The sequence below is a fragment of the Bizionia gelidisalsuginis genome, assembly GCF_008086185.1.
GTDB lineage: Bacteria > Bacteroidota > Bacteroidia > Flavobacteriales > Flavobacteriaceae > Bizionia > Bizionia saleffrena.
The window spans coordinates 51,165-65,586 of the sequence record NZ_VSKN01000016.1 but is presented as its reverse complement, the minus strand read 5'-3'; the positions used below and the strand labels follow the sequence as shown (position 1 = coordinate 65,586).

The following is a 14,422-nucleotide window of genomic DNA, read 5'->3' as shown; positions in this document are numbered from 1 at the left end:
TATTGAAGAAGCTAGAAAAACAGAAAAAACGCATAGACCAGAACTTCTCGCTAACGGAGATACCCATAGACAGTTGCTGGCCAGGAGTCAATATCTGCTATTTAAACCAAAGACCAAATGGACTGCAGGACAAATAGAAAGAGCAGAAATATTGTTTAAGCTTCATTCAACTATTGAAAAAGCCTATAAGTTAGCGCAAGCACTAAGTTATATATATGAAAACAATACGAATAAAGATGTAACAAGACTACAATTGGCTCAGTGGTAAAACGAAGTAGAAAACTCAAATTTTAAGTCCTTCAATACCATTGCAAGGTCTATACAAATCCATTACAAACCAATTTTGAATTATTTTAACAACAGGAGCACCAATGCTTCCGCGGAATCTTTTAATGCAAAAATCAAAGAGTTCAGGTCGATGTTTAGAGGCGTAAGAGATGTTAAGTTTTTCTTGTTTAGACTTACTAAATTATATGCCTAATTTATGTCACTCCCCAAAAATATTCCTTGATCCCCAATATTCCTTGATCCGAATTCCCTTGATTACCGTTTGGTTGAAATTAAGGAATGTTTAACCATAAAAAAAGCCTAAAATCTAAAGATTTTAGGCTTAATTGGTCGGGGTGGCAGGATTCGAACCTGCGGCCTCCACGTCCCAAACGTGGCGCGATAACCGGGCTACGCTACACCCCGAATAGTTATCTACAATTTAAATAGCTTCATAACGTTTTAATTGTGGTGCAAATATAACATAATTCTTAAATAAGAGACTATAATTATTGTAAATTGTAGAAACTTTTTTCTTATCCCCCTATGAAACTTAAAAACATCCTTTTCTATTTCTGTTTTTTATTGATTGTAACTTCCTGTGCACAAGATAAAAACCCTATAAATACTAACGCAGATTACGAGATTGTTGTACCCGAATTAAATAATCCGTGGGGCTTTGTTTTTTTACCGGATGGCTCCATTTTAATCACTGAAAAGGAAGGTAAACTCATTCATTTTAAAAATAACACTAAAAAAGAGGTCGCTGGACTACCAGAAATTTACGTTCGTGGTCAAGGTGGCTTGTTAGATATTGTACTACATCCTAATTATAAAGACAACGGATGGATTTATTTCTCGTACGCTTCTCCAAAAGGAAAAGATAATGGAGGCAATACCGCTATTATGCGCGCCAAACTAAAAAATAACACACTCACCAACACACAACTACTTTACAAAGCCGAGCCTAACAGTGCTAAAAGTGAGCATTTTGGTTCGCGAATTGTTTTCGATGCAGATAATTACATGTTTTTCTCGATTGGCGAGCGCGGCGAACGCGATATAAATCCACAAGACCTTACACGAGATTGTGGTAAAATTTATAGATTGCACGACGATGGTCGCATACCAGAAGATAATCCGTTTATAACTATGACCAATGCAAAGCACGCCATTTATTCGTACGGTCATAGAAATCCACAAGGTATGACCCTACATCCGGAAACCGGAGTTCTATGGTCGCACGAGCACGGCCCAAAAGGAGGTGATGAAATCAACATTGTAAAAGCCGGTAAAAATTACGGCTGGCCAGAAGTTACGTTCGGAAAAAATTATACGGGCACTACCATTTCAGAAACCACAGAAAAAGAAGGGATGGAAAACCCAATCCATTATTGGACACCTTCAATTGCTCCTAGCGGTATGGCGTTTATAACATCCAATAACTATGGCGACTGGAAAGGTAGTTTATTAGTAGGTTCTTTAAAATTTCAATATTTAGATCGTTGCGTAATTAAAAATAATAAAGTAATAAAAGAAGAACGTTTATTAGATAAAATAGGCCGTGTTCGCTCTATAAATCAAGGCCCCGATGGTATGATTTATGTGGGCGTAGAACAATTAGGCCTCATAAAATTAAAAAGAATATAATATTAACAGTAAAAAAATTTACGTACACTATGCTTAATTTGTACCCTGTTTTTAGTTGTATGTAAATTAAAAACACAACGGGTTTACGAAATACTTCAGCCATAATAAAATTAGACCACGAAGCTGAAAAATATTTTTAAGGAATTCTATTGGTCATCATTTACACGAAAGTTTCGGTGTTATTAAGGTGTTTTCCGCTGTTAGCGAACTCCTGTTTTTTTAAAAGATAAACAGAGACGCTCGCCGCCACGTTTTAAAATAAGAACTAAGGCGAGAAATGACTGCAAATAGAGGAGTCTATAATAATATAATGGCGTAATTACAATTTACGAATAAAGAAGTGGCTAGCGTAATCAATTACATTACAAATAGTTGCAGAAATACAAACCATTATGAAATGACAGCGTAAGAAGTTTCAAAAATTCAGCAATAAAGATTTCTAAAAATACTTAAATTTGCACTCTAACAAACGGATACATATATGTTAATAATAGGAATCGCAGGTGGAACAGGTTGCGGAAAAACAACAGTTGTAAACCAAATACTTAATGAATTACCAGAAGGTGAAGTGGGTATAATTTCGCAAGATTCTTATTATATGGACACGACGCACCTACCTTACGAAGAGCGTATAAAAATAAATTTCGATCACCCACGATCTATAGATTTCGATTTATTGGGCGAACATTTAAAAGACTTAAAAAGTGGCAAAGCAATAGACCAACCTGTATATTCGTTTGTAACCCATAACCGGACGGGAGACACTATAAGAACACACCCTAGAAAGGTAATGATTGTAGAAGGAATTTTAATTTTAACGAACCCCGAAATCCGTAAAATGTTCGATATTAAAATATATGTGCACGCCGATAGTGACGAGCGACTAATACGCCGATTAAAACGCGATATTGCAGAACGAGGACGCGATTTAGATGAAGTGCTAACACGATACCAAACGACTCTAAAACCAATGCACCAACAGTTTATAGAACCAACAAAAGAATACGCAGATATTATAATACCCACCAATAAATATAATACCGTTGCAGTAAATATTGTAAGAACAATAATCAACGACAAACTAACTAATGCTTAAGTATTTCAAAAACATATTCGTGCTAATTACACTAGGTTTCGTTATTTGGATGCTGTTTCTGGATAGTAATTCTTATTTAATTCATTATGATTTAAATGAAGAGATTGATGAACTAGAAAATGAAAAGGAATATTATAGAAAAGAAATTATAAAAGATAATAAGGCCATTAAAGAGCTTAAAAGAGAAGAGGGTTTAGAGAAATTTGCTCGTGAAGCTTATTATATGAAGCGTGTAAATGAAGACATCTACATTATTGAATATGCAGATAGTTTAAAAACAAAAAACAATGAGTAAAAAATTATTTGAAGACTTTGAAGGCGTTACTTCTAAAGCTTGGAAACAAAAAATACAGGTCGATTTAAAAGGTGCCGATTATAACGATACTTTAATATGGACAACCAACGAGGATATCAATGTAAAACCTTTTTATCATCAAGACGATTTGGTGGCCGAAAACCCTTTACCGGTAACGTCGAACACTTGGAATATTTGTCAGACTATTTTTGTTGCCGACGTCAAATTATCTAATAAAAAAGCGGTTAACGCTATTGAACGTGGCGCCGAAAGTATCGCCTTTATTATTCCAGATAATGAGGTATCAATAACCGATTTAACAAAAAACATTGATATTTCTGTAATTCCGTTACATTTCAAATTACAGTTTTTAGATGCTATTTTTGTTGCTAAAGTGTACAAATTATCTTCAAAAAACATTACGGTTAATACCGATATTATTGGAAATTTAGCGAGATCTGGAAATTGGTTCTCAGGTTTCGAAGCCGATTTTACAGCATTAGAAACGATAATAAAAACTAATCCTTCCGCCTTAAGTGTAGACTCCGGTTTATATCAAAATGCAGGTGCTAATAATGTGCAGCAATTAGCTTACACTTTGGCTCACGCTAACGAATACCTCAATGCGTTTGGAACGACACTGTCGGCTCCAATTACATTTAACGTATCGGTAGGTACCAATTATTTTTTCGAAATTGCTAAACTCCGTGCGTTACGCGTGCTTTGGAAAACTATCGCTAAAGAATATGGCGCAAATACCGACTGTTTTATTTTTGTTACACCAACAAAGCGCAATAAAACCATTTACGATTATAATATAAATATGTTGCGTACCACCACAGAATGTATGAGTGCTATTTTGGGTGGAGCCAATACCATTTGTAACTTAGCGTACGACGCCATTTACCACAAAGACAACGAGTTTGGAGAGCGAATTGCTAGAAACCAGTTGCTTATTTTAAAGCACGAAAGTTATTTTGATGCTGTAGAGAATGCTTCAGATGGAAGTTACTATATCGAAAATTTAACCACGCAACTTGCCGAAAAAGCATTAACTCTTTTCAAATCTATTGAAAACAAAGACGGCTTTTTACACTTGTTGAAGTCAGGCACTATTCAGAAGAAAATAAAAGAAAATGCCCAAAAAGAAGTAGAACAATTCAACAACAAATCACTTATTTTATTAGGAACAAATAAACACCCAAACCCTGAGGATAAGATGAAAAACGATTTAGAATTATATCCCTTTTTAAAAATGAATACACGCAAAACACTTATAGAACCTATTTTAGAAAAACGTATTGCTGAAGCTGCAGAACAAAACAGATTAAATCAAGAATAATGAAAATTACTTTTATAAAAAGCGTCGTGCTACTAATCTTATTTTCTTTATCTGGATGCCAAAAGGAAGAACGTATTGTTTATAAATACACAGAGCAACCAGACCTCATTATTTGCGACGTAAAGAATGAAGACTTATATAATGAAGCAATCCATTCGTTTGAGAACGATATTTTTGCGTTTTACGACGCTATAGATCAGTCGCCCTTAAAAGGATACACGCAGTTTACAGCACTCGCTTTAAACGGACGACTTAAAGTGGAAGACATTGCGAGTGAGCACAGCTTAAAATTAGCTAAAGCACTAAAGAACGACAACCAGTTATGGCAAACAACAGCAGGAATAAGAACACTAAATTATTCAAGTTTGTTAATGGATTGCCTTGTAAATAAAATAAAAAACGACGATTTAAAAACAACGTTTAATGCCTTATTATCGACCAATAGTATGCGTCGTAACACCATTTTAACGCCCATTAGAAATAATGCACGGCAACTGCTTACCGATAAAAGTTTAAAAGCCTTTGTAGCTTTCGAATATTATTACGCGGTTTTAATGGATAAAGAGTCAGCGCAACTTACTATTAAAGTTGCGCCTATAAAAGTAAATACGGCTGTAGATTTTAATAAAACGCCAAGGCTAGAGCGCACACCAGCACGCAATAAAATAGATAATCACGAAGGACATAATCACGACTAATGCAAAGAAAAAATCTTCAACATATCGAATTACAATCGGAAACTAAACCGTTAGAAAAAGTCGTTACAACGACACTAACGGCCGAAGACATTACTGTAAAATCAAACTACAGTAAAACCGATTTAAAAAATGTAGAACACTTAAACTTTGTGGCTGGAATTGCGCCTAATTTGCGTGGTCCCTACAGCACAATGTATGTAAGACGACCGTGGACGATTCGCCAATATGCCGGGTTTTCTACTGCCGAAGAGAGTAATGCGTTTTACAGACGAAACTTAAAGGCCGGACAAAAAGGATTATCGGTTGCTTTCGATTTAGCAACACACCGTGGTTACGATAGCGATCACGAACGCGTTGTTGGAGATGTTGGTAAAGCCGGTGTAGCCATTGATAGCGTTGAAGATATGAAAATATTATTCAACCAAATTCCGCTAGATAAAATGTCGGTTTCAATGACAATGAACGGAGCTGTTTTACCTATTATGGCTTTTTATATTGTTGCCGCAGAAGAACAAGGTGTTAAACCGGAGCTCTTGGCAGGAACCATTCAAAATGATATTCTAAAAGAGTTTATGGTGCGTAACACTTACATTTACCCACCTGCGCCTTCAATGAAAATTATCTCTGATATTTTTGAATATACCAGCAAGAATATGCCCAAATTTAACAGCATTAGTATTTCTGGTTATCATATGCAAGAAGCTGGTGCCACTGGCGATATTGAATTGGCTTACACGCTTGCGGATGGTTTAGAATATATAAGAAAAGGCTTAGATGCCGGAATGGATATCGATACGTTTGCTCCTCGCCTATCATTCTTTTGGGCGATTGGAATGAATCATTTTATGGAAATTGCCAAAATGAGAGCCGCAAGAATGTTGTGGGCAAAATTGGTAAAGCAATTTAATCCGAAGAACGAAAAATCGCTATCACTGCGTACGCATTGCCAAACCTCTGGGTGGAGTTTAACAGAACAAGACCCTTTTAATAATGTAGCACGAACCACTATTGAAGCTGCTGCTGCCGCATTTGGAGGCACGCAAAGTTTACACACCAATGCGCTAGATGAAGCCATTGCTTTACCAACCGATTTTTCGGCTAGAATAGCAAGAAACACACAACTCTTTTTACAAGACGAAACCCAAATCACTAAAACCGTAGATCCTTGGGCAGGTAGTTATTATGTAGAAAAATTAACACACGATATTGCGCAAAAAGCTTGGGAGCTTATAGAAGAAGTAGAAGAGCTTGGCGGAATGACAAAAGCCATAGAATCTGGTGTACCAAAATTAAGAATTGAAGAAGCAGCAGCAAGAAAACAAGCGCGTATAGATTCTAACCAAGACCTCATCATTGGAATTAATAAATACAAGCTAGACGCTGAAGATCCGCTTCATATTTTAGAAGTAGATAACCAAACGGTGCGCAAGCAACAATTGGAACAATTGACGACACTTAAAGCCGAAAGAAATACTGATAAAGTAACCAAAGCGTTAGTAGATTTAACAGAAGCTGCTAAAACAGGTGAAGGAAATTTATTAGCTTTAGCCGTTACAGCGGCTCGCGAACGCGCAACTTTAGGCGAAATAAGTGATGCTTTAGAAGTTGTTTACGGCCGTTATAAAGCACAAATAAAATCATTTTCTGGCGTGTATAGTAAAGAAATTAAAAACGACGAAAGCTTTAAAAAAGCAAAAGAATTAGCCGACACCTTTGCCGAGCAAGACGGGAGGCGTCCGCGTATAATGATTGCTAAAATGGGACAAGACGGTCACGATCGTGGCGCCAAAGTAGTCGCTACAGGTTATGCCGATGTTGGCTTTGATGTCGATATCGGACCTTTGTTTCAAACGCCTGAAGAAGCTGCTAAACAAGCCGTGGAAAACGACGTTCACATTTTGGGTGTTTCTTCTTTAGCAGCGGGACATAAAACGCTGGTCCCACAAGTTATTGAAGCTCTTAAAAAGTATGGTCGCGAAGATATTATGGTTATTGTTGGTGGCGTTATCCCAAAACAAGATTACCAGTATTTATTCGATGCTGGTGCCGTTGCCGTTTTTGGACCCGGAACAAGAATTAGCGATGCTGCCATTACCATATTAGATATTTTAATAGACTAATTCGGTTTTAGTGAGTTGTCTATTTTATTTATAAATTCCATAAAGGACAATAGTGTCTTTTATGGAATTTATCGTTATATTTGTAATAGTCAATTTACTATTAATAATTTCAATTAAATACGGCTAAAATAGCGTCAATATAAAGGACATATGGAAACACAAATTAAAAACGCACAAAAACCAATAGGTCAATTTGTAGCAGACGACTTTAGAACGGCAGCAGTATTTTATTCTTATGGTATAGATTTTTGCTGCAAAGGTAATCGTAGTGTAGAAGAGGTTTGCGAAAAAAATAATATCGACGCACAAGAACTATTAGATAAATTAGAAGCGATAAGCAAAAACACTTCAAAAAATATAGATTATAACACATGGCCACTGGATGTTTTAGCTCTTCATATAGAAAATAAGCACCACCGATACGTGGAAGAAAAAACAACCGTACTTATTCCGTTTTTAAATAAACTCTGTAAAGTGCATGGTACGGCACACCCAGAATTATTTACTATCACAGCGTTATTTACGGCGTCTAGTAAAGAGCTTGCTTCTCATATGAAAAAAGAAGAATTGATGTTATTCCCTTTCATTAAAAAGATGGTAAAAGCCACGCAGACAGACGAACGTATAGATCCCGCGCATTTTGGAACAGTAAAAAATCCTATTGCCAGTATGATGGCCGATCATGATAATGAAGGTGAACGTTTTAGACAAATTGAAGAACTCACCAATAATTACACACCGCCAGCCGATGCATGTAATACGTATAAAGTGACTTTTGCAATGCTAGATGAATTTGAAAAAGACTTACATTTACACATTCATTTAGAAAATAATATTTTATTTCCTAAAGCTGCAGCATTAGAAAAACGTTTATTTACTATTTAATATTTATGTTAAAACATCGTGTTACAACGTGTTTAGTTAATTTTTTTATTGCCGCTATAATGGGCTTACTTTTAAGGTATGCTTTTATAAGCGGCAGTATTTTTAATTATAAATACTTAATGCATGCGCACTCTCACGTTGCGATGCTAGGCTGGGTGTATTTAATGTTATTTACTTTTTACGTTCATTACTTTGTACCTGAAAAGTCACAGCGCTATTCCTCCTTATTTTGGACTACTCAAGCGGCTGTCATTGGGATGATGTTAAGCTTTCCATTGCAAGGTTATGCCGCTGTATCCATTAGCTTTTCTACACTGCATATTTTTTGTAGTTATGTTTTTGTGTACCGTATTTGGAAAGATATGTACATTCACAACCCCATAATAAAAACGTTAGTCCGGGCCTCTTTAATTTTTTTGTTGGTTTCTACAATTGGGGTTTGGTGCTTAGGTCCTGCAGTGGGGCTTTTGGGACAAGCGTCTGCTTTTTATCAAATTGCTATTCAGTTTTTTTTACATTTTCAGTTTAACGGTTGGTTTTTAATTGCGGTTATCGCTATTCTATTTCATAAACTTAAGATTAAACCTTCAAAAGACACACACCTATTTCTTAGGTTTCTTATTTTTTCAACAGTAGTCACTTTTGCCCTGCCTATTCAATGGTTTGCAAATCACCCACTGCTCTATTGGTTTAATGGCTTGGGTATTTTACTTCAATTAATAGCGTTATATTATTTTATTCAAATTGTTAAATCACCTTTAAAAGTAAAAATATCTCAACCATCAAATAGCCTAAACATATTGTACCGATTTTCCTTGATGTGTTTGCTTATAAAAATAGTACTGCAAACACTCTCCATTATTCCGGCGTTTTCTTCCACAGTATACGAGCATCACAATTTTGTGATTGGTTTTATTCATCTCACAATGCTCGGTGTTGTTAGCGGGTTTTTATTTGCGTTCCTATTTCAATCTAAAATAATTTCCATCAATGTTCTTTCTAAACTAGGCGTTTCCCTTTTTCTTTTAGGGATTATAAGCACAGAACTCATACTATTTTCACAAGGCGCTCTTTGGTATTTAGAGCAAGGTATGCTGCCGCATTATTTTAGTATTTTATTTATTGCAAGTATTCTCTTACCTTTAGGAATTCTAATCTTACTTATAAGTTATAAAACACAACACTATTATGGCACAAAAACCATTAAAACGACACGACGCTTTAAAACCGTTAAGCCGTGAGCACCATTATGGATTACTATTATCGTGGAAAATTAGGACTGGCTTTAGCAAGAATATTTCTGCCGAGCGTATAAAAATTTATGCCGATTGGTTTTATAAAACACAATTAATTCCGCATTTTGAATTAGAAGAAGCTGAAATCTTCACGATTTTAAATCCTGATCACGAGGGTATAAAGAAGGTGTTAGAAGACCATAAAAGACTTCATTATTTATTTACTGAAGAACCTGATATAGAAACAGCATTAATAGCTATTGAAAGAGAATTGGAACAACATATCCGGTTTGAAGAGCGGGTTTTATTTCCTGAAATTCAAAAAGTAGCAACCGAAACACAAATGATACGTATAGAAAAAATCCATCAACCAGAAGCCTTTCAAGACAAATTGGATGATGAATTTTGGAGATAATCTAAGTCTATATTTCTACTTAACGTCTCTAATTATTATTTCCTGATGATTTAAATAAGCTAGGTTTTACCGTTACCATTGCCCAACCCCAATTGGTTGTTGCCTTATGGTTTCCTCCTTTTAAAACTTCAAGCGTTTCTGTTCCAAATAATTGGGAATACCCCACTTGAAAACTCACCTCTTTTTGCCAGTTGTACGTTACTTTTAAATCTATTTCCGTTCCTAAATAATCGTCTACCGTTTTGTTGCTGGCATCTACAACGGTGGCAGCCGACCAAAATGCGTGCGGTGTCACGCCCACTTTTAATTTGTTTTTCTGATACTTTAAATTAATAAACGCATCGATTAACCCAACAGAGTTTGAATGACTTCCCACATAAAAGTAATCCATTGCACCATTAAATTTGTGGTTGGTACCAAACCAAGGCGTAAATGATTTTAAGTCTGTGCTGGTAGTGTTCATATCGGTTCCCGATAGGTACTCGGCGCCAACGCCCGTTATAAAATTATCGGTCAAACTATAATTTAATTGAGCTGCGGCGTTGTATGCACTTAAATTTCTATTCGCAATTTTACCTGTTTGGTAGTATAACGACGCTTCGGCTGACACATTATTTTCAGAAAACGTTAAATACGTTCCAATAGTTTGGTTGTAATCTACTTTTTCTTCTTGAGGCGCTGCATAATATGTTAATCCGTTATTCAAAACCAAGAAACTAAGGCTGACGTTATTGACAGCAGTATGGTACCATAAATATTGGAACGCTTTGTAATTATTAAGCGTATAATCGGTTTTTGTTAACGATTCGGAAGTTGCATTTAGCGCCAAACCCAATTCAAAATGATGCTTAGCATTGGGCTTATAAATTGCCAAAACTGCATCGTGACTTCTTCCTTGTTGCGCCCAACCCACACTTCCAAATATACGCTGATCGTCGTACACGATTTCTTGTCGCCCTAATTTTAGCGTAAATTGGGGTGCTAAAAATAATTCCGCCCAAGCTTCGTGCACACTTAATCCGTTATTATCGGTGGTATTTAAAGTCGGAACATCACCCCAAACACGAACATCTTGAATACTTAAATACGTCTTAAAATATGTCTGTTCGTAATCGAAATTTAATCGGGTACGTTGCGATACAAAAGCCGCAGCATCCAGTGAATCTACAGGTAATGTTTTATACCCATTGCGGTACTCAAATCGCGGTCTTACTTCGGCGGATACCTCAAAATTTTGAGCATAAAACACCTGACTCAATGCTAAGAATAGCATTAATAAACAATAATTTTTCATAATGTGTTTTTAAATGTATTACGGCGTTACAACCCTTATGGTGTAACCTTTAAAATAGATGAAATTGTTTCCTTATTATTAACCCCCAACCCTTCTTGCTGGTGAATTAATTCCCCTTCGGCATTAAACACTGAAATAATATTAGAATGCGAAAAATCTATAGGAGAAATCTCTTTATATTTTACAGACAGCACATTAGCGAACTCCCGCACACCACTTACTGTACCTTGTAAAAACGTCCATTGTCGGTCGTCCATTTCGTTTTCTATCGCGAAACTCTTCAAACGTTGGGGGGTATCTATTTTGGGATCGATACTTATTAAAACGAATTCAATGTTCTTCAACTTATCTTTGGGGATTTCTGCTTCAATATTACGCATATCGGCAACTAATCTCGGGCAAGCCGCCTTACAAGACGTATAGATCATTACCATTACTAAAGTTTTTCCTTTTAAGGATCTAAGCTGAAGTGCTTCGCCTTCTTCATTATGCCAGGTTGACGACAAATTAAAAATAGACGCTTCGGAAATTTCATTATTTTGACTTAATACTTTTTCTGAACCATCATTTATCATCTTTAAATCCATTTTACAGACAGGACAAGATCCTTCGGTATCATAGGTTTTTTCCCCCTCACACAACATAGGGCATTGGTAATCGGTGACCATTACGATGGCTTCTTTCTTTTCAGACTTACAACTCTGAAAAGCGATAAACGTAATGATTAACAGTATGCTATATTTTAATAATTTCATAAATAATTTATTTAGTTACAGGTTTAACACATCTAAACCCTAAGTTTTTCATAGAATACTTTGCCTCTAAACTTCCGCGAATAGCATATCGCATAAACGCTGCATAATTCATTAAATCGGTGGCATTAATTGCGGCACTACCACAAAACAAATTGTTGTCTGTATCGACATCTTTTCGCGACTCTCCAGTAATTAAGACCGAATTAAAATCGAGAGTCCACTCCCACACCAAACCGTGTAAATCGTAAACACCCCAAGCATTTTTAGCATTCATGCCAATAGTGTTTTCGTTAGATCGTGGTGCTTCATACCAATCTAAAATTTTCTTATTGTATTCTGGTTTTACACGTGCATCTTTAGTAGTTTCATCGGCCATAGCGGCATACTCCCATTCATCAATCGTAGGCAAACGTTTACCCTGGCATTCGCAATACGCTTTTGCAGCAAACCAAGACACGTAAGTTACGGGGCTATTAGAGAGTGCCGAAGCTTCTAGTTGTAAGTCATTTTTCCAATTGGTTAAATACATTTTATCGGTAAACAATTTAAGTGCTTTCGATTTTTGCCAGTTGGTGTTTTTCTTAAGAAAATCGCCATATTCTAAATTAGAAACTGGGTAGATATCCATTTCGAAATCTTTAACTTCTACAACCGTAGAGTCTCGTCCGTAAAGTGGAATATAGCGACTACCCTCAATGTAAACCATACCTTCAGATTGCGCAAATAATTCACAATGCATAAAAAAAGCAATACTTACTATCAGGAATTTAAAGGCTCCGTTTTTCATTATATTAAAAGACTTATTATTTTTGATTTTTCACTTTTTCAACCATTTCGCTAGTAATAATTTCACCAGAATTCCCCCAGCTATTATAAACGTAAGTTAATACGTTGGCAATTTCATCTGGAGATAACATTTGTCGTGTCATTACACTATTATATTTTTCACCGTTTACAGTTATTTCTCCTGTTAATCCATGTAGTACAGTGCCAATGGCACGATCTACATTTGCATTTAAATAATCTGATTTAGCTAAAGGAGGAAATGCATTAGGTATGCCTTGCCCTTCCGATTGATGACAAGCAAAACACGTTTGCATATAGGTTTGTTTACCAAATTCCATTTGTTCTTCGTATGATTTTGCAGGAACTTCAGAGGCTATAATTTCGTCGGTTGTTGGCATACTTTGAATTCCTGGTCCTTCTGGCAAATAAATATCATCACGGATTTCACCGGAGTATATTTTTTTGTCTTCCTCTCCTTCAACCTTAAGCATTCCTAAAGCACCTTTATTAAAGGCTCTAAAAATAGAGTGATCGACTATAATAAACGTTCCAGGAACATCAACTTTAAACTCAATCATTGCGGCACCACCGGCAGGGATTAAAGTTGTTTGGACATTTTCGTTTACTAAACTCCCACCTTCTACGTTGACTCTATCGAATATTTCTCCAATAACGTGGAAAGACGATACCAAACCTGGCCCACCATTTCCTACATATAAACGTACGGTTTCGCCAACTTTAGCCGTTAATGCATTGTCGCCTGTTAAAGCGCCAACTTTACCATTAAACACAACATAGTCTGCTTGTTCATTTACTGCTTTTTGCATATCGAAAGGTTGTAATCCGCGCTCCCCATTTGCCCCTTTAGTATAAAAATCTCCCTGCATAATGTAGTACTCTTTGTCTACTTCTGGTAAACCACCTGCTGGTTCTACCAAAATTAAACCGTACATTCCATTAGCAATATGCATTCCTACTGGAGCCGTAGCGCAATGGTACACATATAAACCAGGGTTTAATGTTTTAAAAGAAAACACTTTAGAGTGTCCTGGCACAACAAATGATGACTCTGCACCTCCTCCAGGGCCATTAACAGCATGTAAATCTATATTATGCGGCAGCTTATTGTCTGGGTGATTTTGTAAGTGAAACTCTACTTCATCTCCTACTCGTGTTCTTATAAAACTCCCAGGCACCGTACCACCAAAAGTCCAATACATATAGGTAACACCATCGGTCATTGTGCCTTCTTTTTCAAGAATTTCCATTTTTACGACTAACTTTTTTGCTTTTCTTCGTCCAACAGGTGTTGGTACATGTGGTGGTGAAGTAAGTTCGGCTATCATTTCTTGATTTACGGGTATATCTACCGTATCGTCATAGGTTGTTTTCGTGTCGTCAAAACAAGAAACCATAACTAAAGATGCTATAAATAAAATAGCGCCTTTTAAGGCTGTTTTTCGATTTAATTTTAATTGGGTTGCTTTCATAATATAATGGAGTTGATTTGTAGTTAGAATTAATAAACACTGCGAAATTACTTGAATTCACCCTTTGATTTGATGACATTTATCAGCTTATTGA

The 14,422-nt window shown here is 36.1% G+C and carries 13 protein-coding genes, 1 tRNA gene and 1 pseudogene; 10 read left to right on the top strand and 5 right to left on the bottom strand.

The annotated features are described in order from the left end of the window. Window position 1 precedes the first annotated feature (1 nt). A pseudogene (locus tag ES677_RS11425) lies at window positions 2-481 on the top strand (ISL3 family transposase). A gap of 134 nt (window positions 482-615) precedes the next feature. Here the strand turns inward: ES677_RS11425 and ES677_RS11420 are convergent. Continuing rightward, window positions 616-693: transfer RNA gene (locus ES677_RS11420), tRNA-Pro, on the bottom strand. A gap of 120 nt (window positions 694-813) precedes the next feature. Here ES677_RS11420 and ES677_RS11415 point away from each other — a divergent pair. The 9 genes from ES677_RS11415 (at window position 814) to ES677_RS11375 (ending at window position 10,003) form a co-directional block, all read left to right on the top strand. Continuing rightward, complete coding sequence (locus ES677_RS11415) at window positions 814-1,917, top strand: PQQ-dependent sugar dehydrogenase (RefSeq protein ID WP_148381305.1); 1,104 nt, start codon at window positions 814-816, stop codon at window positions 1,915-1,917. Window positions 1,918-2,398: 481 nt separating this feature from the next. After that, entirely contained in the window at window positions 2,399-3,013 is a 615-nt protein-coding gene (gene udk / locus ES677_RS11410) for a uridine kinase (RefSeq protein WP_148370836.1), read from the top strand. After that, window positions 3,006-3,308, top strand: coding sequence for an FtsB family cell division protein (locus tag ES677_RS11405; protein WP_148381304.1), 303 nt, complete (start codon window positions 3,006-3,008; stop codon window positions 3,306-3,308). Before udk ends, ES677_RS11405 begins: the two co-directional genes overlap by 8 nt. Next, window positions 3,301-4,650 (top strand): methylmalonyl-CoA mutase subunit beta, encoded by a 1,350-nt coding sequence (locus tag ES677_RS11400; protein ID WP_148370834.1) that lies wholly within the window; start codon window positions 3,301-3,303, stop codon window positions 4,648-4,650. Before ES677_RS11405 ends, ES677_RS11400 begins: the two co-directional genes overlap by 8 nt. Further along, a complete protein-coding gene (locus ES677_RS11395; RefSeq protein WP_148381303.1) occupies window positions 4,650-5,348 on the top strand; it encodes a hypothetical protein in 699 nt (232 codons plus the stop codon). Before ES677_RS11400 ends, ES677_RS11395 begins: the two co-directional genes overlap by 1 nt. Beyond that, window positions 5,348-7,468 carry a methylmalonyl-CoA mutase gene (gene scpA, locus ES677_RS11390; protein WP_148381302.1) on the top strand — a complete coding sequence of 707 codons (2,121 nt, stop codon included), beginning with the start codon at window positions 5,348-5,350 and terminating at the stop codon, window positions 7,466-7,468. The genes ES677_RS11395 and scpA overlap by 1 nt, the downstream gene beginning before the upstream one ends. Before the next feature lie 150 nt (window positions 7,469-7,618). Continuing rightward, entirely contained in the window at window positions 7,619-8,353 is a 735-nt protein-coding gene (ric, locus tag ES677_RS11385; RefSeq protein ID WP_148370831.1) for an iron-sulfur cluster repair di-iron protein, read from the top strand. Between the two features lie 5 nt (window positions 8,354-8,358). Further along, a complete protein-coding gene (locus ES677_RS11380) occupies window positions 8,359-9,594 on the top strand; it encodes a hypothetical protein (RefSeq protein ID WP_148381301.1) in 1,236 nt (411 codons plus the stop codon). After that, a complete protein-coding gene (locus tag ES677_RS11375) occupies window positions 9,542-10,003 on the top strand; it encodes a hemerythrin domain-containing protein (protein ID WP_148381300.1) in 462 nt (153 codons plus the stop codon). The genes ES677_RS11380 and ES677_RS11375 overlap by 53 nt, the downstream gene beginning before the upstream one ends. Window positions 10,004-10,031: 28 nt before the next feature. Here ES677_RS11375 and ES677_RS11370 read toward each other — a convergent pair whose 3' ends face one another. The 4 genes from ES677_RS11370 to nirK are packed head-to-tail and all read right to left on the bottom strand — an operon-like array spanning window position 10,032 to window position 14,328. After that, window positions 10,032-11,297, bottom strand: coding sequence for an alginate export family protein (locus tag ES677_RS11370; protein ID WP_148381299.1), 1,266 nt, complete (start codon window positions 11,295-11,297; stop codon window positions 10,032-10,034). Between the two features lie 35 nt (window positions 11,298-11,332). After that, entirely contained in the window at window positions 11,333-12,052 is a 720-nt protein-coding gene (locus tag ES677_RS11365; protein WP_148381298.1) for an SCO family protein, read from the bottom strand. A 7-nt stretch (window positions 12,053-12,059) separates the two neighbouring features. Beyond that, window positions 12,060-12,839, bottom strand: coding sequence for a formylglycine-generating enzyme family protein (locus tag ES677_RS11360; protein WP_246124508.1), 780 nt, complete (start codon window positions 12,837-12,839; stop codon window positions 12,060-12,062). 16 nt (window positions 12,840-12,855) lie between these two features. Further along, complete coding sequence (gene nirK, locus ES677_RS11355) at window positions 12,856-14,328, bottom strand: copper-containing nitrite reductase (protein ID WP_148381297.1); 1,473 nt, start codon at window positions 14,326-14,328, stop codon at window positions 12,856-12,858. Window positions 14,329-14,422 lie beyond the last annotated feature (94 nt).

What these genes read in the sequence shown, in the direction of transcription:
- ES677_RS11360 (WP_246124508.1), bottom strand. Translation starts at nt 12,839, where the DNA reads ATGAAAAACGGAGCCTTTAAATTCCTGATAGTAAGTATTGCTTTTTTT.
- ES677_RS11380 (WP_148381301.1), top strand. Translation starts at nt 8,359, where the DNA reads ATGTTAAAACATCGTGTTACAACGTGTTTAGTTAATTTTTTTATTGCC.
- nirK (WP_148381297.1), bottom strand. Translation starts at nt 14,328, where the DNA reads ATGAAAGCAACCCAATTAAAATTAAATCGAAAAACAGCCTTAAAAGGC.
- ES677_RS11415 (WP_148381305.1), top strand. Translation starts at nt 814, where the DNA reads ATGAAACTTAAAAACATCCTTTTCTATTTCTGTTTTTTATTGATTGTA.
- ES677_RS11375 (WP_148381300.1), top strand. Translation starts at nt 9,542, where the DNA reads ATGGCACAAAAACCATTAAAACGACACGACGCTTTAAAACCGTTAAGC.
- ES677_RS11370 (WP_148381299.1), bottom strand. Translation starts at nt 11,297, where the DNA reads ATGAAAAATTATTGTTTATTAATGCTATTCTTAGCATTGAGTCAGGTG.
- ES677_RS11405 (WP_148381304.1), top strand. Translation starts at nt 3,006, where the DNA reads ATGCTTAAGTATTTCAAAAACATATTCGTGCTAATTACACTAGGTTTC.
- scpA (WP_148381302.1), top strand. Translation starts at nt 5,348, where the DNA reads ATGCAAAGAAAAAATCTTCAACATATCGAATTACAATCGGAAACTAAA.
- ES677_RS11400 (WP_148370834.1), top strand. Translation starts at nt 3,301, where the DNA reads ATGAGTAAAAAATTATTTGAAGACTTTGAAGGCGTTACTTCTAAAGCT.
- ES677_RS11365 (WP_148381298.1), bottom strand. Translation starts at nt 12,052, where the DNA reads ATGAAATTATTAAAATATAGCATACTGTTAATCATTACGTTTATCGCT.
- ric (WP_148370831.1), top strand. Translation starts at nt 7,619, where the DNA reads ATGGAAACACAAATTAAAAACGCACAAAAACCAATAGGTCAATTTGTA.
- udk (WP_148370836.1), top strand. Translation starts at nt 2,399, where the DNA reads ATGTTAATAATAGGAATCGCAGGTGGAACAGGTTGCGGAAAAACAACA.
- ES677_RS11395 (WP_148381303.1), top strand. Translation starts at nt 4,650, where the DNA reads ATGAAAATTACTTTTATAAAAAGCGTCGTGCTACTAATCTTATTTTCT.